A 25644-nucleotide genomic window follows, 5' to 3' on the forward strand; every position below is an offset into this window, starting at 1 on the left:
ATCTTATTATTGATTTTAAAGCACCTTATACTCTTTTTTGTTGTGTTGATTAGAAATATCAGTATTTTTGCCAGTTAACCAGAAATTATAAAATTATATGAAGAAACTATTATTAATAGCGTTGTCTCTATTGATGTTAACAAACGCTAAAGCACAAGATGCTAAAAACACCATTAAAATCAATCCTTTAAGTGCTCTTATAGGTGTAGGCTCTGTTTTTTATGAAAGAAAAGTAGATGACAACAGTTCTATACAATTAGGTGTTGCCTACACAGGCTTAAAATTGGATGATGTCAAGTTTACCGGCTTGGCTATTACACCTGAATACAGATTTTATTTTAAACAAAAAGCAATTAGCGGAGTATATGCGGCGCCATATTTAAGGTATCAAAATTATAAGGTAAAAAGCGGTAATGATGAGGGTACCTACAGTTCTATAGGTGGTGGTGCGCTTATTGGCCGTCAGTGGGTATATGGTAGCGGTTTTACTTTAGATTTATTCTTCGGGCCATCTTATAACAGTGGAGATTATAAAATAAAAAGTGGTTCGGAGCCTGAACTTAAAGCCGGAATTGACGGGATAGGTATCAGGACCGGTATTGCATTAGGTTTTGGTTTTTAAGAAAACAATCCTTTCATAAAAAAGGAGGCAAAATGCCTCCTTTTTTATTTACTCCTCTAAAGGGAGATCTTCCTGTAAAAATCTGCTAATCTCAGGTATATCCTTTTCGAATACATGCAATTGTATACCGCTTATTGAACTGTCTAACATCGGACGTAACCAGGCGGTATTTTCTCCTGAAAGAAAGCACTCAAAACCTGCATCTCTTAAACGGGTAAGTGTTATCTGCGCTTCGATCGGGTTTTCGTAATTTTTATATATGACTATTTTATCTGCTCCCATAAGTTCTAAAATAGCGTTTTATTTTACTTTTTCAAAAAAACCTGCCACCAGTACCCAGAGTTTTTTATAGTCCTTTTTTGAGTTCTAAAATCATTGTGAACCAACCCGAATTTGGCCTTATATCCTTCAGCCCATTCAAAGTTATCAATAAGTGTCCAGGCAAAATAGCCCGTTACCGGAGCTCCGTTTTTTTTTGCTTTTAACAAAGCTGCTAAATAGGCTTTAAAATAATCGATTCGTTCCTGATCATTAATTGTACTATTTATCATTTTGTCATTAAAAGCAGCTCCATTTTCTGTAATCATAATATTTTTTATTGCAGGATAAGAAGCAAACTGCATAATGATATCATAAAAGCTTTCAGCGTTAATTTCCCAACCCATGGCAGTATGAGGTTTGTGCCTGCTTTTGGCTTTTACTTCCCAAGCATTAACAATAGGAACAAACGTATTGTACTTAATCACCAAAGGGAAATAATTTTGTAAACCAATAAAATCAAAATCGAAAGTCATTTTTTCTTTGTAGCGCCAAATAGAATTACTAATGGCAAACTTTTCGAGGATATCCCAGTTTGCTGTAGGAAAATCCAAACCCAAAGCTGGCTCGATAAAAAGCCTGTTCATTAGACAGTTTACCCGTTCTGCAGCCATGATATCTGCCTGTTTATCTGTATAAGGAATTATTTTAGAGCAAGAAAAAGTAGTACCAATATTTGCATTGATAATTTCTGAACGTAAGATTCTGCCTCCTTCTGCCTGTGCAATTGCCGTGTGTTTAACCGCGTTTAAAAAATTTTCGAGGCCAGTTAATCCAGGTGCATGCACGCCCAGCATATAACCTAAAGAAGTATAACCGAAAGGTTCATTTAGTACAATCCAGTTTTTTACTTTGTAGCCATATTCTACAGCACAAAGCCTTACAAACTCGTTAAAAGCTTCATTTATGGAATAAACGGTCCAGCCTCCTTCTTTCGAAAGTGCTTCTGGCAAATCCCAATGGTAAAGTGTAATATAGGGTGTAAGGTCTAAAGCAAGACAGGCATCAATTACCTCATGATAAAATTTTAAACCTTCTTTATTGATTTTTCCTCTTCCTAAAGGCAATATACGCGACCAAGCTATTGAAAATCGGAATGCTTTAAACCCCAATAATTTGACAAGAGCCAGATCTTCAGAATATTTATGGTAAAAATCACAGGCAATTTTTGGATTTCCTCCATTTTTGATTTTGCCTAATTTTCCTGCAAAAGTATCCCAAATGGATAATCCTTTACCGTAACTGTTGGCAGCGCCTTCAATTTGCGTGGCAGCGGTTGCTATGCCCCATATAAAATCCGGACCAAAATCTGATGAATGCATATGTATTCTTAGACCGACAAATTGCCATAACTAAGTTAATGTGATGTTAATTATTTATGAAATTTTCAAAAGTTAACTTAAATCTAACCCGATCTGTTTTAACAATACAGCAGCATTAAAGGTTTTACATGGTCCATTTTTAATTAAATAATCAAATTCCATTTCATCATGTGAAATCTGAATATCAAAATGATAATTGCGTATAGATTGTGTATATTGATCTTCAAGTTCAGAAAGCTGCAGGTCGTGGGTAGCAAAAAGAGTAGGGGTTTTAAGCGTAATCATTTTTTCAATAAACACTTTTGAACCTGAAAATTTGTCTTTGCTGTTGGTTCCTCTTAACATTTCATCTATCAATACTAAAGCATTGTGATGTGCTATTACGTTAGCTAAAATCATTTTTAAACGGTCAAGCTCTGCTTTAAAAGTAGAAGTGTTCTCATTTAAATTGTCTTTTATCCGCATATAGGTTAATATTTTAAATATGCTGATCTGCATTTTATTTGCGCATACATTTGCACCCGCATAAGCTAAGATCATATTGATGCCTATTGTTCTTAGAAAAGTACTTTTGCCAGCCATATTTGAACCGGTAATAATATCAACAGTGGGCTGCGTTTTAAATTCGTAGTTATTTTTAATACATTTTTTAGGTGCAATTAGAGGATGGCCTATAGCTTCAGTCTTAAAAACAAAATCATCTTCGATTTTTGGAGAGGTCCATTCGGGATGGTTAAAATGTAAGGTAGCGAAAGCAATGATCTCTTCGCAATGGCTAATTGATTCGAGTCCATCAACAACATTATCTGAGGCTTTGTTACACCATTTTTGTAAATCAATGCAGCACTTTATATCCCAGAGGAAAAAGTAGTTCAGGAGGATAATCATTACCATATTTAAACGGGCATCAAAAGCCTGTATGATCTTTGATAAATCTTTGATTTGTATACTTAGTTTGTTTTTTCTTGAGAGATATCGTGCCAGATATGGGCTTTGCCATTCTTTTTCTTCCGTCCAGCTAATTACATCGGCATAATTACTAATGAGACCTGAACTACCACTGAAACCAAAATAAACCTGATTGATTTTTTTCATAAAGCCGAAAATGAGCGAAGCATTTAAAATGGCGATAAGACTTAGCAAAGACCAGAACTTGCCTCCAAATATGATGGCAATAATTAAAATGCCGAATGAAAGATAAGGGATGATTTTTACATAAGTGCGTAGGTAAATATTTTTAGTAAATTGTAATTGGTCTTGTAATGAATGATTGAGTTTTTGCTTGATCAGTTTGATTTTATTGCCATCATGTTCTTTTAATTTTGCTCTGAATTCAAATGTATTTTTAATAATACCATACATTTCGGCTATGGCTTCCTGCCTTTCTGCAATCTGGCTTTTGTTTTTTTCTGTATCCAGACTTCTGGCTAACTCGTCTTTGCCTTTTTGGGTAGCACAACGGTTAATGAGCTGGTATAATGAGCCTGGCCCAAAAATATCAAGATCTGAACTGTATGAATGATGTTCACTATTGTAATCCTGCCCATTTCCATAACCGTTACTTTGAGCAGTTAGAACATCAACTTCGTTCTCAAAAATCCATTTAAGGTGTTGTTCATATTCTTCCTGGCTAATTAATCTATTCTGTTTTTTTACAATTACGATAAACCCGATAACGGGAAACAATAACATTACACTCCAAAATACAGTAGTCGTATTATTTTTTGAGCTTAGCAGAAATACAAAGAAAAGTACTTCTATACCCATTGCAACTAAACGTGCTACAGAATGTCTGTTAATTTGTTTTTTAAATAAGGAGATTTGCTGTGTACACCGATTAATCTGTTCTTTATAATAGGCTAATACTTCAGACTGCGTTTTAAACATTATATATTTGAATTGTTTTAGGATAAAGATAAACAATAACTGCAATTTGATTTTTAAAAGAGCTTATTGTTACTTGTAATTAATTTTAATGAAAATCACTTTAATAGCAATTGGCAAGACAGAAGATAAATACCTGATTGAAGGTATGGAGAAATATTTAAACCGGTTAAAGCATTATATTAACTTTTCATTGTTTATTATTCCTGATATTAAGAATACTAAAAATCTAACGCAAGCCCAACAAAAAACAAAGGAAGCAGAACTTATCTTAAAACAACTAAATAATAGTGATACGGTAATGTTATTGGATGAGAAAGGGAAAAAATATACCTCTGTAAAATTTGCCGATTACTTAAATAAACAAATGGTTGGCAGTATTCAGCATCTGGTTTTTATCATTGGCGGACCTTATGGTTTTGATCAAAGTATTTACCAACGGGCAAATGGAAGTCTTTCATTGTCTGATATGACCTTCTCGCATCAAATGGTAAGATTGTTTTTTATAGAGCAGTTGTATCGGGCGTTCACTATTTTAAAAAATGAGCCTTATCACCATGAATAGTTATGGAAATTATAAAAAATTAGCATCTTTAGAAAAAAGCCGTTTTTATGTTACCAAGCGATTATAAACGTAAGTATAGGTTTAGAACTGATACTACGAATGAAAGAAAATATATGAAAGCCGTATTATATGTTACTGTTATAGTTTTGGCAGTTCTATGGTATTTAATGAAGTAAAATCTTATTGAAATAAAAAGGAGGCCTTATATACAATAAGGCCTCCTTTTTTATAGATTTATTATCTTAACCTGTCAGCAGATCTGATCAGTTTTTCGTCGTGGTTAATACCCCTGATAGCCAAGAAATTAAAGATAATGGAAACTAAAGGTAACCCTATGCCGATGCCCAGATCAATACTGGTTAAAGTACCCGGAATCTGCTTGGTTAATTGCGAAAACCAAAAAGAAAGAACAATAATTAAAAGAATATTCAGAAAAATAATTCTTTTTTGCAAGGTACGGTTTCTATAATTAAAGATATTTACAAGATTAATTAATGCAGCTAATGCGGTGCTGGTCAATAATAGAACATTAGTTGTACTTTCAGTTGTATTGCCCCAGTGTTTATCTATACTCTTAACCATTACGATATAAGTTGCATCAGTAGTTATTGCTGTAAAGAGAGGTGCAAAACATAAACATGCTAATGTGATAGCGGCCATAAGAAGCCATACAGACTGTATTCTTTGTATCATAAAGTTTCTTTTTTCTTCAAAAGTAATCAAAATAAGCTGTTTGATTAACAAGCTTAACGTGTAAAAATGTTTTTAGGTAAATAACTTTTAACTTTGCAGGGTGTTACTCAAAAGGTTTTTTATAGAGATCAGTTATGATGGAACTGATTTTCATGGCTGGCAAATACAGCCTAACGCAATTACCGTACAATTTTGTTTAGATAAAGCTTTAAGTACATTTTTTAGGCAGGAGGTTAATACCGTAGGCTGCGGACGGACAGATACAGGGGTACACGCGACACAATTTTTTGCACATTTTGACCTGAAAGAAATCTCTGAGTTTAAATCTCAGGCTGCAATTACAGGTATTAATGCTTTATTGCCTTTCAGTATTGCAGTTAGAAATATTTTTGAGGTTGACTTAGATGCCAATTCACGTTTTGATGCAGTTTCAAGAACCTATAAATATTATATCCATTTTAATAAAGATCCTTTCAAGGTTAATAGATCCTGGCTGTATAAGTGGCCCTTAGATTTGCACATGATGAACGAAGCCGCTGCTGCTTTGATGGATTATACAGATTTCTCCTGTTTCAGTAAAAGTAAAACGCAAACATTTACAAACAACTGCAAATTAATGCATGCAAAATTTGAGGAAACAGATGGAGGGCTGGTTTTTACAGTAAAGGCAGATCGTTTTTTACGTAATATGGTAAGGGCGATTGTAGGAACTTTAATTATGGTAGGCAAAGGAGATATTGGAGTTGATGAGGTTAAGAAAATTGTAGAAAGTAAGAGCAGAAGTAATGCTGGGCAATCTGTTCCGGCATGCGGGTTGTACCTTTTTCACATTGCTTATCCCTCAACAGAAAAAGTAGAAATATAGATACAAATCTCCTTTTTTGTATATTTGTTCGTTTACCCAATATCATGTTATGAGGTTAATACTTTTATTTTGTTTGTTTAGCTTTGGTACTTATGCCCAAGAGATACAAACAAAACAGCCTGATACAGTAGTTCAAACTATTTTTACTACTTATTATGCTAAAAAATTTGAAGGTAGAAAAACTACAAGCGGAGAACGGTACAGATCTTCTAAATTTACCGCAGCACATCGAACCTTGCCATTTGGAACCATCATAAAAGTGAAAAACTTACATAATGGTAAGACGGTAGTAGTACGCGTTAATGACCGCGGCCCTTTCAGTAAAAAATTCGCTTTAGATATTTCAAGAGCAGCAGCTAAAGCCCTCGGTATTTTCAATTTAGGTTATGCCAGAGTAGAGATCTCTTATGTGACAAAATAACATGCTGAAACTGCCCTTTCAAAATTATTAACACCATAAAAAAAATGCTAAGCACTTAAAATTAATTAATTAGTATTTTTTTGCGCAGGTCTTCACTCTAAAAAGAGCTAAAATCAACACTCAGCCAGAGTCATGTTAACAACTTTAAAAGTTATTCAGTAAGGTAAGTTTTATATTTGTTAAGCAGAGTTCTTTAATAGAAAGCATCCCGTTTATTTTATAAATATTTAGGCATTAACAGGTTACAAAGGTTAACAATTTAAACTTTTTAAATCTGGTTGAATGTGCCCGCTTCGATGCACTATAAAGCTGCGATAAGGTAAATGTAAAGTGATCATGAAATACATTTCATGCACGCTTGCTGAAAATTGCTATTTCTAAACGTTAAAAAATTTATACATATGGAGCAAGATGAGTTACTACTAAGAGAAAATAAAGACCGCTTTGTTTTATTACCCATAAAGTATCCGGCAATTTGGGAAATGTATAAAAAAGCTGAAGCAAGTTTTTGGACAGCCGAAGAGATCGACTTGTCTGATGATCTTAAACATTGGGAGAATCTGAACAGTGGTGAACGTCATTTCATTTCTCACATTTTAGCATTTTTTGCTGCTAGTGATGGTATCGTAAATGAGAACCTTGCTGTTAACTTTATGAGTGAGGTACAGATACCTGAAGCCCGTTGTTATTACGGATTTCAAATCATGATGGAAAACATCCATTCAGAAACCTATGCACTGTTAATTGATACTTATGTTAAAGATCCGGAAGAAAAAGATCGTTTATTCCATGCCATAGAAACGGTTCCGGCTGTAAAAAGAAAAGCAGAATGGGCTTTAAGATGGATAGAGAATGGTTCTTTTGCTGAGCGTTTGGTTGCCTTTGCCGCAGTGGAGGGTATTTTCTTTAGCGGTAGTTTCTGTTCTATTTTCTGGCTTAAGAAGCGCGGACTGATGCCAGGATTAACTTTTAGTAACGAATTGATCTCGAGAGATGAAGGATCTCACTGTGAGTTTGCCTGTTTATTATATAGTATGTTGAAAAATAAACTGAGCCAGGAGCAGGTACATACCATTATCAAGGATGCAGTAGAGATTGAAAAAATGTTCATTACCGATGCTTTACCAGTGGCTTTAATTGGTATGAACGCCAAATTAATGAGCCAGTATATAGAATTTGTAGCCGACAGATGGTTAACTGAACTGGGCTATACAAAAATCTATAATTCTGCAAACCCGTTTGATTTTATGGAAATGATTTCCCTGCAAGGGAAAACCAATTTCTTTGAGAAACGTGTAGGGGATTACCAAAAAAGCGGTGTGTTAACCGCTTCAGAAGATAAAGCTCAGGCTTTTTCTTTAGACGAAGATTTTTAGGCAACAATGATAAAAATATAAAATGATTGAATTTTGAGAATAGTCTGCGTATAGCAAATATTCGATTATTTAATCATTCAAAATTCAATAATTAAATTTTGTAAGGATGTTTGTAATAAAAAGAGATGGCCGCAAAGAAGCGGTAAAATTTGATAAGATTACAGCTCGTATTGAGAAGCTGTGCTATGGTTTTAATGCTGATCTGGTAGATCCTATTGACGTAGCCAGAAAAGTAATTGAAGGTTTATATGATGGAGTAACTACGTCTGAACTGGATAATCTGGCAGCAGAAACAGCCGCATCTTTAACAACCAAACATCCTGATTATGCGTTGCTGGCATCACGTATTGCTGTTTCTAACTTACATAAAAACACCTTAAAGTCTTTCTCTAAAACCATGGAGATGCTTTATAATTATGTAGATCCAAAAACAGGAAAAGATTCAGCTTTAATTGCTGATGATGTATGGAAAGTTATCGAAGAAAATGCAGAAATTTTGGATAGCACCATTATTTACGACAGAGATTTCGGTTTTGATTACTTTGGTTTTAAAACTTTAGAAAAATCGTATTTACTAAAAGTTAACGGCAAAATTGTTGAGCGTCCTCAACATTTATTTATGCGTGTTGCTGTGGGTATCCATAAAGAAGATATTGATAGTGCAATCGCTACTTATAATTTAATGAGTGAGCGCTGGTTTACACATGCAACGCCTACTTTATTTAATGCTGCAACACCAAAACCTCAAATGTCTTCTTGCTTCTTGTTAACTATGCAGGATGACAGTATCGAGGGTATTTATGATACATTGAAACAAACGGCTAAGATTTCTCAGAGTGCAGGTGGTATTGGTTTAAGCATCCACAATATCCGTGCTACAGGTGCTTATATTGGTGGTACAAATGGAACAAGTAATGGTATTGTACCTATGTTACGTGTTTTCAATGACACTGCTCGCTATGTGGATCAAGGTGGAGGTAAACGTAAAGGTGCCTTTGCTATTTATTTAGAACCTTGGCATGCCGATATTTTTGAATTCTTAGACCTGCGTAAAAATCACGGTAAAGAAGAAATGCGTGCCCGTGATTTATTCTATGCACTTTGGATTAACGATTTGTTTATGCAACGTGTGGAAGAGAATGGCGATTGGAGTTTGTTCTCGCCAGATGAGGCCCCAGGTCTAGCAGATTGCCATAGTGAAGAATTTAATAAACTATATGTTAAATATGAACAGGAGGGCAGAGCCCGTAAAACGGTTAAAGCGCAAGAATTATGGTTTGCTATTTTAGATGCTCAAATTGAAACAGGTACACCTTATTTGTTGTATAAAGATGCTGCTAATAGCAAATCGAACCAACAAAATCTAGGTACTATCAAGTCTTCGAACTTGTGTACTGAAATTATTGAATATACTTCTAAAGATGAAGTAGCAGTATGTAATTTGGCTTCATTAGCGTTACCTCGTTTTGTAATTAACGGTGAATTTGATCATCAGAAATTATATGATGTAACCTACCAAGCTACTTTAAACCTGAATAAAATTATTGACCATAACTATTATCCAGTAAAAGAAGCGGAGAATTCAAACTTACGCCACCGTCCGGTTGGTTTAGGTGTACAGGGATTAGCTGACGCATTTATTTTAATGCGTTATCCTTTTGAGAGTGATGCAGCTAAAAGACTGAATAAAGATATTTTTGAAACAATCTATTTCGCTGCAATGACTGCTTCAGCAGATTTAGCAGAGAAACATGGAGCTTATAAAACCTTTAAAGGTTCTCCGTTATCAAAAGGACAATTTCAGTTTGACTTATGGAATGTAACACCAGACAGTAATCGTTGGGATTGGGAAAGCTTAAGAAAACGTGTGGTTAAAAAAGGTGTTTACAATTCACTTTTAGTAGCACCAATGCCTACGGCTTCAACTTCTCAAATCTTAGGTAATAACGAATGTTTCGAGCCCTATACTTCTAATATCTACACTCGTCGTGTATTAAGTGGAGAGTTTATCGTGGTAAACAAACATTTATTGAAAGATCTGGTAGCTTTAGGTTTGTGGAGTCCGCAAATGAAAGATAGAATTATTTTAGCTAATGGTTCTATACAAGATATTCCTGAAATACCAGATTATATCAAAGAGTTGTATAAAACGGTTTGGGAAATTAAAATGCGTAATATTATAGATATGGCAGCCGATAGAGGTGCTTATATCTGTCAATCACAATCATTGAATTTATTTGTAAACTCTCCAAATACTTCAAAACTAACTTCAATGCACTTCTACGCATGGAAAAAAGGTTTGAAAACAGGTATGTACTATCTACGTACACAAGCTGCCGGACAAGCAGTTAAATTTACTGTAGAAAACCAAGCGGGTAAAGCTATGGAAGCTGTTATACCTGAAGTAATTGAGAACGCAGCTGAGGAAATCATCTCAGGTCCGGTTTGTACAATGGAAGAAGGATGTATCAGTTGTTCAGGATAATATATCTTAAAGATTAATTTAACAAATCGCTATAATGTAAGGTTTTGCAACAAAATGCAAAACCTTATTTTTTGTCTGTATTTTTACATCATGCCAGCTCAAGAAATCAATGAAAAACATGAAACAATCAGCTGTGAACGCTGTGGTACAGCTATGGTGTGCAAAGCCAATGCATATACCAAGTGTCAATGCAGTGTGGTGCCTTTAAATCTTAATGAAACGCAATACATTAGCGAACTGTATGATGGTTGTTTATGTGCTGCATGTTTATTTTCTTTAAAACAGGAATTTAATGAAAATTATAATGACTGATCGTAGGTGACATATCTTTTAAACCTTACCTTATAAGTTTCATTATCTAAATTGTTACAATGCAGCATGTTCTTTTGTGCCTGAGAATGTTAGGTTTGTAGATTAAGAAAGCCGTACTGTATAGCTGCTTTCCTAAAAAACAGACCAAATATTTATTTAAGGTAACCAAACCGTTATTAAAAGCCTAAAGTTTATATTGTCACAAACACCTTTTACTTTGTAGTAAAGGTGTTGCTAAAATTCGCTCTTTACTATTTATTGATGATTATATAACAATAATTATAATAGTCTTATTTAATAAACAAGAATGTCGGCTTATCATAGCTATAGCGAAGACCAGTTAATTGCCTTTTTACGGATGGGAGATCATGCTGCCTTTACCGAAATATATAATAGGTATTGGGAGATGTTAGTTGATGCGGCATACCAGCGTTTACGTTCTCGCGAAGACGCAGAAGAAGTGGTACAAAGCGTATTTGTAAGTTTATATACACGGAGACAAGACTTTTTTCCAAAATCTACTCTTGAAGCTTATTTAAAGGCTTCCCTTAAATATAAGGTAATAGATGCCTATCGGTCTCAACAATTATACTACCGCCATTTAGATAATTTAATAACTGAACACAATTTGCGTAGCTCTTCTACACCTCATGAACAGGTAGAAGAGAAACAGCTCAAAGAGCAAGTATTATTGGCTACTCATAAACTTCCTGATAAATGCAGGGAGGTGTTTATCTTGAGTCGTTTTGAACAGCTTTCAAACCAAGAAATTGCCGATCGTACGGGTACATCTATAAGTACAGTAAAAAAACATATTCATAAAGCCCTTTTAGCATTAAGAAATACGTTTAAGAACGGGCCGTTTAATCTCTTATTGGTCAATATCATAATTTTTAAAATAATTTTCTTTCTGTAAATTAAAATTATCTCTTTGCTAATCAGTTGTTTGTGATTTTTTTTGAGATATTTTTTATTTTGAGTAGAACCTCATAGCCTTTTCTTCGAATACATTGTATATATGAATATTGACGAAGAAAAATATAAAGCACATATTCTGGAGGTTATGGAACGCTATGCCAAAGGGGAAGCATCTGAAGCTGATAAGCAGGAGCTTGATCGTTGGTATGCTAATTTTCCATCATCTGAAAAATATGCCGATGGAATGACTACCTCTGAAAAACTGCTGGCCAAAGATAAGATGCTGCATAATATCAACAAGCAGATTTACCTGGAGGCAGTGCCAATAGAGCAAGTTCAGGGTAATCACATTCTTCGTCGTTTAATGTGGGCAACCATGATAATGGTTATAGGCTGTGGTGGAGTATTGTTCTACCGATCAGAGACGAAGCATACCCATATCGAGAAACAGCTAGTTCAGCACCAAGATATTATACCCGGGGGGAACAGGGCTTTTTTAACGCTAGCTGATGGCAGTCGTATTTCGCTAACTGATGCAGCTAATGGAAGTATAGCAAAACAAGCGGGTGTTACTATTAGTAAAACAGCTAACGGCCAGTTAATTTATACAACTCAGGGCGGGTCAGATAATAACATGGAAAGAAATGATGGTTATAATATCATAGAAACGCCAAGTGGAGGGCAATACCAGTTAAAGCTACCAGATGGTACAGTTGTATGGCTTAATGCAACTTCAAGTTTAAAGTATCCTGTTAGTTTTGCTCAAAAGAAACAACGTCATGTACAACTTACTGGCGAGGCATATTTTGAAGTGGCTAAAAATAAAGACCTTCCTTTTGTTGTAACCGTTAGCTCTTCTATTGATGCCAAGAAAGAACAGGAAGTTGAAGTATTGGGAACTCATTTTAACATTAACGCTTATCACGATGACAATACGATTAAAACAACTTTACTAGAAGGCAGTATAAAAGTAACGCTTCCTTCCTCTTCAACTATAAAACTTAATCCCGGCCAGCAATCGGTAAATAAAGGTAATGCTCTACAGGTTTCTGAGGTTAATACAGAATATGCTGTGGCTTGGAAAGAGGGTTATTTTCGTTTTAACGATAAAACATTAGATATGGCCATGAAAGAAATTGCCCGCTGGTATAATGTAAATGTACAATATAAGAACCCGGCACTGAAAAACGAACCTTTAGCTGGAACGATCAGTAAATACAGCAGTATTGAACAAGTATTAAAAAAGATGGAATTAACGGGGATGTTTCATTTTACTGTTAAAGCCAGAGAAATCATAGTTGAATGATAAAAGACATTATAAATAACAATTAACTTATTAACCAAACCTGAACGAAACATGAAAGAAAAAAGAAAATATCCTTGATAGAATGTCTGCGGGTACAAAAAACGGAACTCCGACGGCCATCGGAGTTCCGGAAATGTCCTGCCTGATTAAAATTAATGTGTAAACTATTTTTTGACCAACAAGACAGACAAACTTAGGAAATATTGCCGTAATAAACTACTCCGGGGTAGTCCCGGGGTAGGGCGATATGAAAGCTTTTCGTAGGCTGCTAAGCTCTGTTCTACAACAAATTACGAAATGAATAAAATTTATCCTAAACTCCTGCTTATAATGAAACTAACGACTTTATTATTAATCGTTACCATCATACAGGTTAGCGCAGCCGGATATGCACAAAAACTGACATTAAAGCAGAAAGATGCAAATATTAGCCTGGTGTTTGATGAAATAAAGAAGCAAACCGGTTATGATGTTTTCTATCTGCCCAAAGTTTTAAATACTGGCAAAAAAATCAATGCAAATTTTAAAGAAGCATCACTTGATGAGGTAATGAAAGTTTGCTTACAAGATCAACAGGTAAAATATACCATAGATGAAAAAACGATAGTAATTACCAGAACAGGTGAGACACCAATTTTAGTTAACAACTCAACTTACCTGTCTGCAATTGATGTGAGGGGAAAAATTGTTGATGATAAAGGCTTGCCTTTGCCAGGTGCGAATGTAAGTGTTAAAGGCAAGAAGATTGGCATTTCGGCAGATACTCAAGGAGAGTTCGTACTCAAAAATGTATCTGAGGGCGATATTTTGGTGATTTCTTTTTTGGGCTACCAAACCAAAGAAGTTGTAGCCAGCGTAAACATGGGAACAATCGTTTTGAAAGAAGCTAAGAATGAGCTGGAAGAAATCGTAGTACAAGCTTATGGTGTTACGAAAAAGAAATCGTTAACAAATGCCGTTTCTACTATTTCTGTAAAAGAGATTGAAAATAGGCAAATTTCTAATGTTACTACCGCATTGGTAGGCGCAGCGCCTGGCATTCAGACCACCACTGGAAGTGGGCAGCCTGGATCTGGGCCTTCGATTAGGATCAGAGGTTTCGGAAGTATTAATGGAGGAGTAGATCCTTTATATGTGGTTGATGGAGCACCTTTTGATGGTACTTTAAATCACATTAACCCTGATGATATTGAAACCATTTCTATCCTTAAAGATGCCTCTGCTACAGCTTTATATGGTTCAAGAGCATCTAATGGCATTGTATTGATTACCACAAAAAAAGGTAAAAAGGGAGAACCAGTACTTACGGCAAAAGTAACACAAGGTTTAAACTCAAGAGGGCTACAGGATTATGAAACAGTTAACGCCTATCAATATTATCCCCTGTTATGGGAATCGATGAGAAATACTTACCTCGCAGCTGGAAATACAGGCAGTGTAGCAGCAAATAAAGCTACCAATGAAATTGTTGCTGCTTTAGGTTATAATCCTTTTAATGTGCCTGATAATCAGGTGGTTTTAGAGAGCGGAGCAATTAATCCAAATGCAAAACTGCTAAATCCAGATGCCCTGGACTGGAAAAAGAATATCAGAAAAACAGGATTACGAAGTGAGTACAATTTGAATTACAGGGGCGGAAGCGATAAGAGTGATTTTTTTGCCTCAGCGGGTTACCTAAAAGATGAGGGGTACTCAGTATTAACTGATTTTAGCCGTTTTAATGGGAGAGTAAATGTAAACAGTCAGATTAAAGAATGGTTAAAAACCGGAGCTAATTTATATGGTACTTTTCAAAAAACCAGAATAGGAAATGAAGATAGTGGTACATGGGAAAATCCATTCTACGTAGATATGATATTTGCACCTATCTACCCAGTTTACAAACTCAATGCCGATGGTTCTTATATGCTGGATGCTATGGGCGAAAAGATTTTTGACGAAGGGCTTACAAGAGCGATTGCACCAGGTAAAAACGTTTTAGCTGAAACTACCTTTAACGATAACTTTACAGAAAGAAATTTGTTTAGCGGTAAAACTTACTTAGAAGCAAAATTTTTGAAAAACTTTAAGTTTACAACAAACTTTAGTATTGATCTGAACAACTATCGTTATAATATCTTTGATAACCCAATGATTGGTGATGGTGTGGCAAATGGCGGACTTTCTGTAAGATCAATATCTGCTACCAGAACCATCAATATTAACCAATTATTGAACTACAATAAAAGTATAGACAAACATAATATTGATGTACTTGCTGGTCATGAAACCTATCAAAAAAGATATGATTATAGCTATGGCCGTGCTACAGGGCAAATCGTGAGCGGTTCTACAGAGTTAAAAAACTTTAATACGATAACCAATCTTTATTCATACCAGGATAACTACAATGTAGAATCATATTTTGGTCGTGCAGAGTACTCATTCGATAACAAATACTTCTTTTCTACATCGTTTAGAAGAGATGGGTCTTCAAGGTTCTCGCCAAGTTCAAGATGGGGTAATTTTTGGTCTGTAGGTGCAGGCTGGACTATCAGCAACGAGAAATTCTTTAATGTAAAAGCTATTAACAACTTAAAACTGAGAGCTTCTTACGGCTTGGTAGGTTCAGATGACTTGGGTAGCTATTACCTGTACCAGACTTTTTATGATACGGGCTTTAAAAATGGTAACGAACCGGGTTTAAAACAATCTTTAACTTTAGGTAATGAGGATCTGATCTGGGAAACCAATAAAAATATGGATATAGCTGTTGAGTTTGGCCTTTTTAAGAATCGTATCAATGGTGCTGTTGAAGTATTTAAACGCCATACAGATAATTTACTTTTTAGTGTGCCTTTAGCAGTCTCTTCAGGTTTAAATTACCAATATCAAAATTTCGGGCGTTTGGAAAATAGTGGGATAGAAATTCAGTTGGATGGAGTTGCTATACAAAGCCCTAATTTTAAGTGGAATGTAGGAATTAATCTTACCTCTTTCAAAAATGTTATTGCTAAGCTTCCTTTTGATGAGTATATCGATGGAACTAAAAAATACATGGTGGGCAAATCACGCTATGATTATTGGTTAAGACAGTGGTATGGGGTTGATCCGGCTACTGGCGGTGAACTATATGTAGCCAGCAGCCCAACTGTTGCTGGTGCAAAAACGATGCCCGATGGTACAGTTGTAACACCAAATGGAACAGATGCTAAATTTGATTATTCAGGGCAATCTATACCTGATTTTTATGGAAGCCTAAACAATACGTTAACCTATAAAAATTTCAGTTTAGATTTCAGATTTATTTACCAGATTGGTGGTGTCGCTATGGATAAAGACTATCAATCGTTAATGTACAGTGGTACTTATGGTCGTAACTTACATGTTGATGCTTTAAACGCATGGAGAAACCCGGGTGATATTACCGATGTGCCTAAAAGGATAACCGGAACCACCATGTATGATAGTAATAAATGGTTAATAGACGCATCATATTTATATTTAAGATCGGCTAGCTTGAGCTATGATCTGCCGAAATCATTCATCCAAAAATTAAACATTGGTCCAACCAAAGTTTATCTCACCGGAGAAAATATGTTCATGTTATCTAAACGCAAAGGATTTGATCCGTCTCAAGCGTTTAATGGTAACAGTTCTTACACCTATGCCCCGGTAAGGATAATCTCTCTTGGCCTTAATTTAACACTATAATTTTTGAGTAACATGAAAAATAAGATATATATATTTATGCTGGCCGGAAGTTTAATGACTACCATTGGCTGCAAAAAAGATTTTTTAAATACTTTTCCTACAGATCAGGTAGCTCAAACTACCGTGTTTGAAAACATTACCAATGCTAAATTAGCTGTAAACGGTATGTACCGTTTGCTTTATCTTCAGATTAGTAACCAGTCGCAAGACGGGCATGCAGCTATGATGATCAATATGGATGCAATGGGAGAGGATTTAGTATGGTCTGGAAATACCTATACCTATCATAAACCTGCTTTACGTTGGGAAGATCACAGGAATGCGGCCAGCGCTCTGGCTAAATATCCCTATATGCTTTACTATCGTATTAACAGTAATGCTAATATGATTATTGACAATATAGATGGGATTGAAGGAGCAGAAACAGATAAAAATACGATTAAAGGAGAAGCACTTGCTATGAGAGCATGGTGTCACTTTAACCTGGTACAGTTGTATGGCAAACGTTATGAAGCCAGTAAGCAAAATACGCAGCCTGGTATTCCTATTGTGATTTCATCTGATGGAGTAGACCAACCCAGATCATCTGTAGAAGCTGTTTATGCGCAGATTAATAAAGACCTAGATTTGGCTATTTCTTTACTTGGTCATGCCAATACTACAATTAATACGCACATTAATGTAAACGTAGCCAAAGGTATTAAAGCTCGTGTAGCCTTAACCATGCAGGATTGGCCCAATGCTGTTAAATATGCCAGCGAGGCCAGAGCAGGTAAAGCTTTGATGACCGGCACAGAATATGTTGACAAGTTTACTACAATGGATAACAAAGAATGGCTTTGGAGTATTAACCAATTAGGCGATCAATTACCTAATTATGGAGCTTTCTACTCGTATATAGCAGGTAATTATGCTTCTTCTTTTAGTAGGGTTGAGCCAAAGATGATTAACTCCATCCTATTTAACCGACTAACTTCAACAGATATTAGGAAAAAGTTGTGGTGGGATGGATCTGCCGCCGATAAACAATATTTTGGTGTTAGAGACGGAAATACAGGAAATCCTCCGAGTGGCACGGCTTATGTTAAGTACATGAACAGAAAATTCATGGTGCCAGACATTAAAAGCAGGGCAGGAGATATTCCTTTGATGAGAACTGCAGAATTAATTTTGATTGAAGCTGAGGCATTGGCAAGAATGGGGGGTAGGGATGCAGATGCAGCACAGGTGCTTTATATTTTAGCCAAGAACAGAGATGCCAGTTATACACTTTCAACCAAAACAGGAGCTGCTCTTATCGATGAGATTATGTTTCAACGCAGGGTAGAATTATGGGGAGAAGGTTTTAGATTTTACGATCTGAAGAGAACCGATTCTGACATGGACAGGAATGGAATGGATAACCCTAGAGTAAGTTCTGTAAGCTATCTAACCATTGCTTTTACCCTGTTTAAAGAAAGGGCTTCAAAGAATGATTTATGGGAGTATAAAATTCCTCAGGATGAGTTGAATACAAATAAAGCTATGAAGCCAACAGACCAAAATCCATAACAGTAAGAGGCTGTCTGAAAATCTTTCTTGTTTGTCATTCTGAACTTGTTTCAGAAAGTTCGTATTAGGTACAGAATGACGATAAAGAAAATCAGACAGCCTCTTTTTACTATTGTTTTTTTACATTTTTCAGTATCATTAAGGCTAAAGGATTAATCTGATAATCAGATATATTATTCTGTACCATTACCACGCACTGGTCATATAATAAAGGCACAACCGGTGCATCCTCTACAATCATATTTTCCATTTTATGATAAAGGTCATATCGTTTCCGGTTATCTTTTTCATAATAACTCTGCTCAAATAAGCGGTCAAATTCTTTGTTGAAATAACCTGTATAATTAGGGCCAAAAGGAACTTTATTCTTCGAATAAAATACAGAAAGGTAATTCTCCCCATCAGGATAATCAGATATCCATGAGCCTCTGAAAAACGCAACCTCATTTTTCGACATCAGATCACGTAAGCCAGCTGCGGGCATCACATCTACTTTTACTTTCATGCCAATATTGGTAAGTTCACCCTGTATAAACTCAATAAGATCTTTATAAGTAGTTGAGGTGGTAAGTGTAACTACAGGCATTCCCTTGCCATGGGGGAAACCTGCTTCAGCCAATAATTGTTCGGCTTTACTTAAGTCGTAAACATAACCTTTAACTTTAGCGCTGTCAAAGCCGGGCATACCTTCAGGTATGAAACCCGAAGTTGCCGGTATGCCAATGCTGTTTCGTAAATATTTAATTAGTTTAGGTTTATCTATGGCATAGTTAACAGCCTGACGTACTTTTTTCAACGCCAAGGGCGAACCTTTAACCAAAGCATTATTAGGGTCTACTAAAATACCTACATATTCCGTACACAAATATGGCCCCTTAAAAAGCTGAAACTTGCCTTTGTATTTATGGGTCATCTTTCCACTCTTGGTTAAAATATCATCTCGGTAACTTCCATCAACACTATAAAAAAAGTCGAGTTCCTTTTTGATGAAATTCATGAAAGCATTTTGCTTATCACTGATGAAGGTTACTTTTACCGCGTCTAAAAATGGTAACCTGTTATTTTCAGGATCTTTCTCCCAGTAATTTTCGTTTTTTAATAAAACTAAGATCTCATCTTCTTTCCAGTATTTGAATCTGAAAGGGCCTGTACCAACGGGGTGATTCCTAAAATCTTTTCCATAATGCTCTACTACCTCTTTGGGTACTACAGAACAATATTGTGCGGTTAAAAGATTAAGAAAAGCAGGAAAGGGCTTGGTTAATTTAATCTGAAAAGTAGTGTCGTTAACTGCGGTAAAACTGTTTTGATCTTTAACCTTATCACTAAAAATCCAGCCACCAGAAGAAGCAACTTTAGGATCTATTAAACGGTAAAAACTGTACACAAAATCAGAAGCAACTACTTTTCTTCCTTTTCCGTCTTTAAAAAGAGGGTCATCATGAAAATATACATCATTACGCAGGTTAAAAGTATAAGTTAGACCATCTTCATCAACTAACCATGATTTAGCGATGCAAGGAACGGTATTCAGATCTTTATCAATTTGTACCAGCCCGTTAAAAACCTGATTGATCATCCAGATGGCATTTTGATTCCGGGCAAAGGCCGGATCTAGAGAAGTAAGATTCTGATCAAGATTGATATTGAAAACCTTTTTATTGTCGTTGTCTGCTTTTCTGCTACATGAAATAAAAAGAACAACACTTAAAAGCCAAAATAAGTATGTTTTTATTGTTTGCATCGGAATTAGAATAGTATTTTTGCCAAATTAATAAATAAAATCTCATGTCTGGTTTAAATAGACTTATAAAAAGCGAAATTGATGCAAATCTGAGGGAAGAGTTAGAAGAACGTTTGGCTATTGTTGAGCATAAAATTAAGTTTATGGATAAGGTCCCGGTTTGTGTTTTAGATACACTTGCTCATCCGGGTTTAACTTTAATGGACTATGCTGAAAAGGCTGGAGCAGCTCTAACTACGAATGCAGGTGAAGCCGCTTTCCTGATTTTTTATGAGGAAGGAAGAACACTGGAAGAACTGATGCGGCTTGTACCGATATTATTGGATGAAAATTGGTCTGCAGTTAAGTATAATCGTGTCTATTTATTGGCAGATGCCTACCAAAACACCAAGCCTGCGGATGCTGTTGCTTTAACCGAAGATATTGCAGAAATGATACATCCGGGGCATTTTATTTTTGGCTTTGAGGGAGATAAGTGGATAAAATTTACGCTCTAATAGCTTATAAATTTATCCATTTGCTCATTTACGAACTTTAAAGTATCCTCTTTGTAAAAATAGCCGTTCTCATTAAGCTCTTGCTTAATTTGAGAGATATGGATGCGTAATGGCATTACATTAAGATGTAAATAGGCACAAACTCCGTTAAAGTGTTCTACACCCCTTATATTTCCATACCTGCCGGATGAGATGCCTGTTAAACAGGCCTTTTTATTGTAGAAACTTTCAGGAAAAACACAAGCATCTATAAATGCTTTAAGCACACCGGGATAACTGCCATTGTACTCCGGTATAATGAACAAGAACTTCTCGGTTTGCGTAACCATAAGTTGTATTTTCTCAAATTCTTCACTTTTTTTTCCGTACAAATCGTTGGCAATAAAATTATCTGGTAAATCCTGTAAGTTGAAAAGATGGGTTTCTAACCCCTTTTTAGCCAATTCTTTTTGATAAAATTTAGCAACTTTTAAGGAAAAACTGTTCGGGCGATTGGTGCCAACAATGATGGTATTCATGCAAAAAATGTTAATAACATGTGAAAAACACTTAAGGGTAAAGTGCGTATTTTTAGTTTTACTTCGTATCTTAGCTAACTGTTAAAATGTGCAATATACTGTACAAAAATAGCATTTTTTAAAAGAAATATTTTTAAAATAAGTCGTGGCCTGCCATGGCTTTGTTCATAAAAGCAAATGAGTAAAATAATAGCTTTAGCCAACCAAAAAGGAGGAGTTGGAAAAACAACTTCATCTATTAATTTAGCTGCCAGCTTAGCGGTTTTAGAATATAGAACCCTATTGGTTGATGCCGATCCACAGGCCAACTCTACTTCAGGAATAGGTTTTGATCCTCGCAATATCAAAAACAGTATTTATGAGTGTATCATAAATGGTATTGAGGCTACTGAAGCCATTATCAAAACAGATACACCTAACCTTGATCTTTTACCGGCTCATATAGATTTAGTAGGGGCTGAGATAGAAATGATCAACATGGCCGAGCGTGAATATAAAATGAAAGCGGTGTTGGATAAAGTAAGAGACCAATATGATTTTATCATTATTGATTGTTCCCCTTCTTTAGGTTTAATCACTATTAACTCATTAACTGCGGCTGATTCTGTTATTATACCCGTACAATGTGAGTATTTTGCATTGGAAGGATTGGGTAAATTATTAAATACCATTAAAATTGTACAAAACAGATTAAATACCTCGTTAGAAATTGAAGGTATTTTACTGACAATGTATGATGTAAGATTACGTTTATCTAACCAGGTAGTAGAAGAAGTAAAAACGCATTTCCAAGAATTGGTATTTGATACAATTATACAACGTAATACCCGTTTAAGTGAAGCTCCGAGCTATGGTGTATCGGTAATTATGCATGATGCAAGCTGTAAAGGTGCTATCAATTATTTAAACCTTGCCAGAGAAATTGTGCGTAAAAATGGTCTGGTAACAGAAGATGAGGAGATTAAAACCGCAACAATTTAAATTATTTAAATGACTTCATTTCAGCGAAAAACAGGATTAGGAAAAGGATTAAGTGCACTTTTAGATGACAACGAAACTGTAAATGCCACTAAAACCAGTACAGAAGTTGCTGCAGCTCCTGCCGTAGGCAGTATCAGCTTTATCAGAATAGAGGATATAGAGACCAATCCTTATCAGCCACGTACAGAATTTGATCAAGTTGCACTAAATGAATTGTCTGATTCCATAAAAGTACAGGGGCTTATACAACCTATAACTGTTCGTAAGAATGGTGATAAATACCAGTTAATTTCAGGTGAACGAAGATTTAGGGCTTCAAAACTTGCCGGACTTACTGAGATACCAGCTTACATCCGTACTGCAGATAACCAGCAGATGCTGGAAATGGCGCTTATTGAGAATATCCAAAGAGAAAATCTGAATGCTATTGAAGTAGCCTTAAGTTTTCAGCAGATGATAGATGAGTGTAATCTTAAGGCAGAACAGTTAGGAGAGCGGGTAGGTAAAAATAGAACTACAGTAAGTAATTATTTACGTTTACTTAAATTACCTCCGGTAATCCAGGCTTCTATTCGCGATGGAAAGATCTCTATGGGACATGCCCGTGCTTTGATCAGTGTTGAAGAAACAGATAAACAGCTTTATATTCACCATGAAATTATTGATAAAGGCCTTTCTGTTCGTAAAGTAGAAGAAATGGTTCGTGGTATCAATCATGTTGTTGTAAAACCACAAATCGCACCAGAACCTGTATCTTTTGAATACCAGAAATTGCAAAATGATTTATCTTCTAAATTTTCAACTAAAGTTAAGTTAAAAGTAAAAGACAATGGAAAAGGAAGTATAGAAATACCTTTTGTGAATAGCAACGATCTTAACCGAATTTTAGAATTATTAGACTGGTAATGCGAAACCTGCTCACATTTTTTTTACTTACTTTAACCTTTTATTATGCAAAAGGACAGCAGAATAATAAAAAGAAAGTATCCGATAGTATAAAAAATGAAAGAACTTTAGATACGCTTAATGCGCCTAAGTATGTAAATCAGGGTAAGATTGCCGGTAAAAAAGCTGTTTATCGTTCTTTAATTTTCCCGGGATTAGGCCAGGCATATAATTATGGGCTTATTGTAGATGATATAAAAAGTGGCAGAGTGCAAACTAAAAGAGTAGGCCAGAAAATTTATATCATTGGCAAAATTGCTGCGATTTATGGCGGGGGAACTTTACTAGTAAGCTCTTATATAGATAACAACAATAGCTATAAGCGTTTTTTACACGAGCTTCAGTACAGGCAATCACACAATAATCAACCCGATCCTGAAGGCAACCTGCAGAATTATCCTAATACAGATGCTTTAATTGTAGCTAAGAATATATATAAACGAAACAGAGAAGTAGTACTCATTTCATTAGTGGGTTTATATGGCTTAAATGTTTTAGATGCTTATATTACGGCTCGGTTAAAGTATTTTAGTGTAGATGAAACTTTATCTTTTAAGATATCTCCGTCGGTAATTTCAACAGGTACGGCTACCATGTATGGATACCAGTCTGTACCAGCAATGAAACTCACCTTACGTTTTTAACCCTAAATTTAAAATAAACATGAGAATAGCACTTTTAGGTTATGGTAAAATGGGGCAAATGATAGAGCGTATGGCAATGCAACGCGGTCATGATATTGTGCTTAAAATTACAGAGAATAACCTGGGCCATCTTAACAAAGAAAATTTAAGTAAAGCAGATATTGCCATAGACTTTAGCACACCCGATGCTGTAATTGGTAATATATATAAATGTTTTGAGGTAAACTTACCTATAGTGGTGGGCACTACTGGATGGTATGGAGAATTACAGAACGTTAAAAATGATTGCTTGGCAAGTAACAATACCCTTTTATATGGCTCTAATTTTAGTGTAGGTGTTAATCTGTTTTTTCATCTTAACAAATTTTTAGCTAAGTTGATGAATAATTATCCTGAATATGATGTGCAGGTAGAAGAAATACACCATACCCAAAAATTGGATGCACCAAGTGGAACAGCAATGACCATAGCAGAAAGCATTATAGACCAATTGGAACGTAAAAATGAATGGGTTAATGAACTGATAGGAAGCCAGGAATTAGAGGTAGTAAAGAATGACCAGTTATTGATAGAATCTCATCGTATTGAAAACGTTCCGGGCACGCATTCTGTGCTTTACAGTTCGGAAGTAGACGATATAGAAATTAAACACACTGCACATAACAGGGCGGGTTTCGCCTTAGGTGCAGTAATAGCAGCAGAATGGCTGCAAAATAAACAAGGCTTTTACAACATAGCCGATGTTTTTAATTTTAATGCATAAGTTATATGAATTTAAAATTCTGGCAGAAGAAAAAAACAGACCAGCCTAAAAAGAAAAAAACTAAAACCAGAGAATGGATAGATGCAATTGTTTTTGCAGTCATTGCCGCTACCATAATCAGAGTGTTTTTCATCGAAGCTTATACCATTCCTTCAGGGTCTATGGAACGTTCGCTTTTAGTGGGCGACTTTTTATTTGTAAGTAAAGTAAATTATGGTGCGCGTATTCCAATGACACCGGTTGCTTTCCCTTTTGCGCATCATACCATGCCTATAATTGGCACAAAAGCTTATTATGATGGTGTACAATGGAAATACAGAAGATTACCGGGTTTTCAGGATATTAAACGCAATGATGTAGTGGTGTTTAATTTTCCCGAAGGAGATACTGCTATGATCGAAGCACCTGATGATAATTATTACCAGATGCAGTTAAGGGGAGAAACACCCCAGTCTATCCGATCTCATTTTACAGTGGTAAGCAGGCCGGTAGATAAAAGAGAAAACTTTATTAAACGTTGTATTGCCATTGCAGGGGATACCATAAGCATGGAGAGAGGAATGGCTATTGTTAATGGTAAAAAAGAACCATTAAAAGGTACCGGGTGGTTCTCTTATGTGGTAGAATTTAAGACATCGGATATCAACTTTAAATTATTTGAAGATTTAGGCTTTAAAATAGCTCCAACAGCCTTGCCAAATATCTACCAGATGGATGGAACCCCTGATATGATTACAGAGCTAAAGAAATCTGAATATGTAAAGAGTATCCAAGAGAATATAGAAGAAAAAGGTTATTTCGATAAATTGATTTTTCCCCATGATGATAAACGTGCTTGGAACTTAGATAATTTTGGTCCTTTTGTAGTGCCTAAAAAAGGATGGACAGTAACTTTAGATAGCTTAAATATGCCCCTTTATGAACGTGCAATACGGGTTTATGAAGGGAATACATTACAAAAAATTGGTAACGACTGGATTTTAAATGGCAAAAAAGCAACTTCTTATACTTTCAAAATGAATTATTATTGGATGATGGGAGATAACCGTCATCAATCTGCGGATTCAAGATATTGGGGATTTGTACCTGAAGATCATATTGTAGGTAAAGCCCTGTTTATATGGCTAAGTATAGATAGTGATGCTTCTTTCTTTAAAAAGATAAGGTGGAGCAGAATATTGAAAGGCATTCATTAAAAATAAGAAAGCATTACCTTAGGTA

General features: G+C 35.5%; 23 protein-coding genes. 17 read left to right on the plus strand and 6 right to left on the minus strand.

Annotated features, from left to right (window positions below; translation table 11 throughout):
• Positions 1 to 97: 97 nt before the first annotated feature.
• Positions 98 to 622 carry a DUF3575 domain-containing protein gene (locus ACLHG9_RS05190; protein WP_410220442.1) on the plus strand — a complete coding sequence of 175 codons (525 nt, stop codon included), beginning with the start codon at positions 98 to 100 and terminating at the stop codon, positions 620 to 622.
• Positions 623 to 670: 48 nt separating this feature from the next.
• Here ACLHG9_RS05190 and ACLHG9_RS05195 read toward each other — a convergent pair whose 3' ends face one another.
• The 3 genes from ACLHG9_RS05195 to ACLHG9_RS05205 all read right to left on the minus strand — a co-directional run bounded on the left by ACLHG9_RS05195 (position 671) and on the right by ACLHG9_RS05205 (position 4149).
• The gene (locus ACLHG9_RS05195; protein WP_410220443.1) at positions 671 to 904 is read right to left on the minus strand and encodes a hypothetical protein; all 234 of its coding nucleotides are present in this window, start codon (positions 902 to 904) and stop codon (positions 671 to 673) included.
• A gap of 23 nt (positions 905 to 927) precedes the next feature.
• Entirely contained in the window at positions 928 to 2262 is a 1335-nt protein-coding gene (locus tag ACLHG9_RS05200; RefSeq protein WP_410220444.1) for a GH1 family beta-glucosidase, read from the minus strand.
• Between the two features lie 72 nt (positions 2263 to 2334).
• A complete protein-coding gene (locus ACLHG9_RS05205; protein WP_410220445.1) occupies positions 2335 to 4149 on the minus strand; it encodes a MutS-related protein in 1815 nt (604 codons plus the stop codon).
• An 88-nt stretch (positions 4150 to 4237) separates the two neighbouring features.
• Between ACLHG9_RS05205 and rlmH the strand changes: the two genes are divergently transcribed.
• The gene (gene rlmH, locus ACLHG9_RS05210; RefSeq protein WP_410220446.1) at positions 4238 to 4711 is read left to right on the plus strand and encodes a 23S rRNA (pseudouridine(1915)-N(3))-methyltransferase RlmH; all 474 of its coding nucleotides are present in this window, start codon (positions 4238 to 4240) and stop codon (positions 4709 to 4711) included.
• Between the two features lie 237 nt (positions 4712 to 4948).
• On the opposite strand, the gene ACLHG9_RS05215 is transcribed toward rlmH, so the two are convergent.
• Complete coding sequence (locus ACLHG9_RS05215) at positions 4949 to 5404, minus strand: DUF4293 domain-containing protein (protein WP_410220447.1); 456 nt, start codon at positions 5402 to 5404, stop codon at positions 4949 to 4951.
• A 100-nt stretch (positions 5405 to 5504) separates the two neighbouring features.
• On the opposite strand from ACLHG9_RS05215, the gene truA reads away from it, so the two are divergent.
• From truA to ACLHG9_RS05260, 9 genes are all read left to right on the plus strand, one after another.
• Entirely contained in the window at positions 5505 to 6269 is a 765-nt protein-coding gene (gene truA, locus ACLHG9_RS05220; protein ID WP_410220448.1) for a tRNA pseudouridine(38-40) synthase TruA, read from the plus strand.
• A 49-nt stretch (positions 6270 to 6318) separates the two neighbouring features.
• Entirely contained in the window at positions 6319 to 6690 is a 372-nt protein-coding gene (locus ACLHG9_RS05225; RefSeq protein ID WP_410220449.1) for a septal ring lytic transglycosylase RlpA family protein, read from the plus strand.
• Positions 6691 to 7091: 401 nt separating this feature from the next.
• Positions 7092 to 8066: a ribonucleoside-diphosphate reductase small subunit gene (locus ACLHG9_RS05230; protein ID WP_410220450.1), complete on the plus strand. Its 975-nt coding sequence runs from the start codon at positions 7092 to 7094 to the stop codon at positions 8064 to 8066.
• Positions 8067 to 8172: 106 nt separating this feature from the next.
• Positions 8173 to 10551, plus strand: a complete 2379-nt coding sequence (locus ACLHG9_RS05235; protein WP_410220451.1) for a ribonucleoside-diphosphate reductase subunit alpha — start codon at positions 8173 to 8175, stop codon at positions 10549 to 10551.
• Positions 10552 to 10641: 90 nt separating this feature from the next.
• On the plus strand, positions 10642 to 10863 hold the full coding sequence (locus ACLHG9_RS05240; protein WP_410220452.1) for a cysteine-rich CWC family protein: 222 nt from the start codon (positions 10642 to 10644) through the stop codon (positions 10861 to 10863).
• Between the two features lie 307 nt (positions 10864 to 11170).
• Positions 11171 to 11779: an RNA polymerase sigma factor gene (locus tag ACLHG9_RS05245; protein ID WP_410220453.1), complete on the plus strand. Its 609-nt coding sequence runs from the start codon at positions 11171 to 11173 to the stop codon at positions 11777 to 11779.
• Between the two features lie 102 nt (positions 11780 to 11881).
• Positions 11882 to 13087, plus strand: coding sequence for a FecR family protein (locus tag ACLHG9_RS05250; protein ID WP_410220454.1), 1206 nt, complete (start codon positions 11882 to 11884; stop codon positions 13085 to 13087).
• A gap of 330 nt (positions 13088 to 13417) precedes the next feature.
• Positions 13418 to 16780, plus strand: a complete 3363-nt coding sequence (locus ACLHG9_RS05255) for a TonB-dependent receptor (RefSeq protein WP_410220455.1) — start codon at positions 13418 to 13420, stop codon at positions 16778 to 16780.
• A 12-nt stretch (positions 16781 to 16792) separates the two neighbouring features.
• Complete coding sequence (locus tag ACLHG9_RS05260; RefSeq protein ID WP_410220456.1) at positions 16793 to 18331, plus strand: RagB/SusD family nutrient uptake outer membrane protein; 1539 nt, start codon at positions 16793 to 16795, stop codon at positions 18329 to 18331.
• A 109-nt stretch (positions 18332 to 18440) separates the two neighbouring features.
• On the opposite strand, the gene ACLHG9_RS05265 is transcribed toward ACLHG9_RS05260, so the two are convergent.
• Positions 18441 to 20075 carry an ABC transporter substrate-binding protein gene (locus ACLHG9_RS05265; RefSeq protein WP_410220457.1) on the minus strand — a complete coding sequence of 545 codons (1635 nt, stop codon included), beginning with the start codon at positions 20073 to 20075 and terminating at the stop codon, positions 18441 to 18443.
• 44 nt (positions 20076 to 20119) lie between these two features.
• On the opposite strand from ACLHG9_RS05265, the gene ACLHG9_RS05270 reads away from it, so the two are divergent.
• The gene (locus tag ACLHG9_RS05270) at positions 20120 to 20572 is read left to right on the plus strand and encodes a hypothetical protein (RefSeq protein WP_410220458.1); all 453 of its coding nucleotides are present in this window, start codon (positions 20120 to 20122) and stop codon (positions 20570 to 20572) included.
• On the opposite strand, the gene ACLHG9_RS05275 is transcribed toward ACLHG9_RS05270, so the two are convergent.
• Complete coding sequence (locus tag ACLHG9_RS05275; RefSeq protein ID WP_410220459.1) at positions 20569 to 21090, minus strand: NADPH-dependent FMN reductase; 522 nt, start codon at positions 21088 to 21090, stop codon at positions 20569 to 20571. The two genes, ACLHG9_RS05270 and ACLHG9_RS05275, sit on opposite strands and share 4 nt — an antisense overlap.
• Before the next feature lie 177 nt (positions 21091 to 21267).
• Between ACLHG9_RS05275 and ACLHG9_RS05280 the strand changes: the two genes are divergently transcribed.
• Genes ACLHG9_RS05280 through lepB form a run of 5 tightly spaced genes read left to right on the plus strand, consistent with a single transcriptional unit; the run spans position 21268 to position 25619 of the window.
• The gene (locus ACLHG9_RS05280) at positions 21268 to 22071 is read left to right on the plus strand and encodes a ParA family protein (RefSeq protein ID WP_410220460.1); all 804 of its coding nucleotides are present in this window, start codon (positions 21268 to 21270) and stop codon (positions 22069 to 22071) included.
• A 9-nt stretch (positions 22072 to 22080) separates the two neighbouring features.
• Positions 22081 to 22977 carry a ParB/RepB/Spo0J family partition protein gene (locus tag ACLHG9_RS05285; RefSeq protein ID WP_410220461.1) on the plus strand — a complete coding sequence of 299 codons (897 nt, stop codon included), beginning with the start codon at positions 22081 to 22083 and terminating at the stop codon, positions 22975 to 22977.
• Complete coding sequence (locus ACLHG9_RS05290) at positions 22977 to 23660, plus strand: DUF5683 domain-containing protein (RefSeq protein WP_410220462.1); 684 nt, start codon at positions 22977 to 22979, stop codon at positions 23658 to 23660. The genes ACLHG9_RS05285 and ACLHG9_RS05290 overlap by 1 nt, the downstream gene beginning before the upstream one ends.
• Before the next feature lie 19 nt (positions 23661 to 23679).
• Positions 23680 to 24423, plus strand: a complete 744-nt coding sequence (dapB, locus tag ACLHG9_RS05295) for a 4-hydroxy-tetrahydrodipicolinate reductase (protein WP_410220463.1) — start codon at positions 23680 to 23682, stop codon at positions 24421 to 24423.
• A 5-nt stretch (positions 24424 to 24428) separates the two neighbouring features.
• Complete coding sequence (lepB, locus tag ACLHG9_RS05300) at positions 24429 to 25619, plus strand: signal peptidase I (protein ID WP_410220464.1); 1191 nt, start codon at positions 24429 to 24431, stop codon at positions 25617 to 25619.
• Positions 25620 to 25644 lie beyond the last annotated feature (25 nt).

The sequence above is a fragment of the Pedobacter sp. genome (genome assembly GCF_046462515.1).
In the GTDB taxonomy this organism is placed as follows: domain Bacteria; phylum Bacteroidota; class Bacteroidia; order Sphingobacteriales; family Sphingobacteriaceae; genus Pedobacter.

Excerpts from the sequence above, each read along its gene's own strand:
- dapB (WP_410220463.1), top strand. The coding sequence starts at position 23,680 with ATGAGAATAGCACTTTTAGGTTATGGTAAAATGGGGCAAATGATAGAG.
- ACLHG9_RS05285 (WP_410220461.1), top strand. The coding sequence starts at position 22,081 with ATGACTTCATTTCAGCGAAAAACAGGATTAGGAAAAGGATTAAGTGCA.
- ACLHG9_RS05190 (WP_410220442.1), top strand. The coding sequence starts at position 98 with ATGAAGAAACTATTATTAATAGCGTTGTCTCTATTGATGTTAACAAAC.
- ACLHG9_RS05205 (WP_410220445.1), bottom strand. The coding sequence starts at position 4,149 with ATGTTTAAAACGCAGTCTGAAGTATTAGCCTATTATAAAGAACAGATT.
- ACLHG9_RS05225 (WP_410220449.1), top strand. The coding sequence starts at position 6,319 with ATGAGGTTAATACTTTTATTTTGTTTGTTTAGCTTTGGTACTTATGCC.
- ACLHG9_RS05250 (WP_410220454.1), top strand. The coding sequence starts at position 11,882 with ATGAATATTGACGAAGAAAAATATAAAGCACATATTCTGGAGGTTATG.
- ACLHG9_RS05240 (WP_410220452.1), top strand. The coding sequence starts at position 10,642 with ATGCCAGCTCAAGAAATCAATGAAAAACATGAAACAATCAGCTGTGAA.
- ACLHG9_RS05235 (WP_410220451.1), top strand. The coding sequence starts at position 8,173 with ATGTTTGTAATAAAAAGAGATGGCCGCAAAGAAGCGGTAAAATTTGAT.
- ACLHG9_RS05270 (WP_410220458.1), top strand. The coding sequence starts at position 20,120 with ATGTCTGGTTTAAATAGACTTATAAAAAGCGAAATTGATGCAAATCTG.
- ACLHG9_RS05290 (WP_410220462.1), top strand. The coding sequence starts at position 22,977 with ATGCGAAACCTGCTCACATTTTTTTTACTTACTTTAACCTTTTATTAT.
- ACLHG9_RS05260 (WP_410220456.1), top strand. The coding sequence starts at position 16,793 with ATGAAAAATAAGATATATATATTTATGCTGGCCGGAAGTTTAATGACT.
- ACLHG9_RS05265 (WP_410220457.1), bottom strand. The coding sequence starts at position 20,075 with ATGCAAACAATAAAAACATACTTATTTTGGCTTTTAAGTGTTGTTCTT.
- ACLHG9_RS05255 (WP_410220455.1), top strand. The coding sequence starts at position 13,418 with ATGAAACTAACGACTTTATTATTAATCGTTACCATCATACAGGTTAGC.
- ACLHG9_RS05230 (WP_410220450.1), top strand. The coding sequence starts at position 7,092 with ATGGAGCAAGATGAGTTACTACTAAGAGAAAATAAAGACCGCTTTGTT.
- lepB (WP_410220464.1), top strand. The coding sequence starts at position 24,429 with ATGAATTTAAAATTCTGGCAGAAGAAAAAAACAGACCAGCCTAAAAAG.
- ACLHG9_RS05195 (WP_410220443.1), bottom strand. The coding sequence starts at position 904 with ATGGGAGCAGATAAAATAGTCATATATAAAAATTACGAAAACCCGATC.
- ACLHG9_RS05215 (WP_410220447.1), bottom strand. The coding sequence starts at position 5,404 with ATGATACAAAGAATACAGTCTGTATGGCTTCTTATGGCCGCTATCACA.
- ACLHG9_RS05275 (WP_410220459.1), bottom strand. The coding sequence starts at position 21,090 with ATGAATACCATCATTGTTGGCACCAATCGCCCGAACAGTTTTTCCTTA.
- ACLHG9_RS05245 (WP_410220453.1), top strand. The coding sequence starts at position 11,171 with ATGTCGGCTTATCATAGCTATAGCGAAGACCAGTTAATTGCCTTTTTA.
- rlmH (WP_410220446.1), top strand. The coding sequence starts at position 4,238 with ATGAAAATCACTTTAATAGCAATTGGCAAGACAGAAGATAAATACCTG.
- ACLHG9_RS05280 (WP_410220460.1), top strand. The coding sequence starts at position 21,268 with ATGAGTAAAATAATAGCTTTAGCCAACCAAAAAGGAGGAGTTGGAAAA.
- ACLHG9_RS05200 (WP_410220444.1), bottom strand. The coding sequence starts at position 2,262 with ATGCATTCATCAGATTTTGGTCCGGATTTTATATGGGGCATAGCAACC.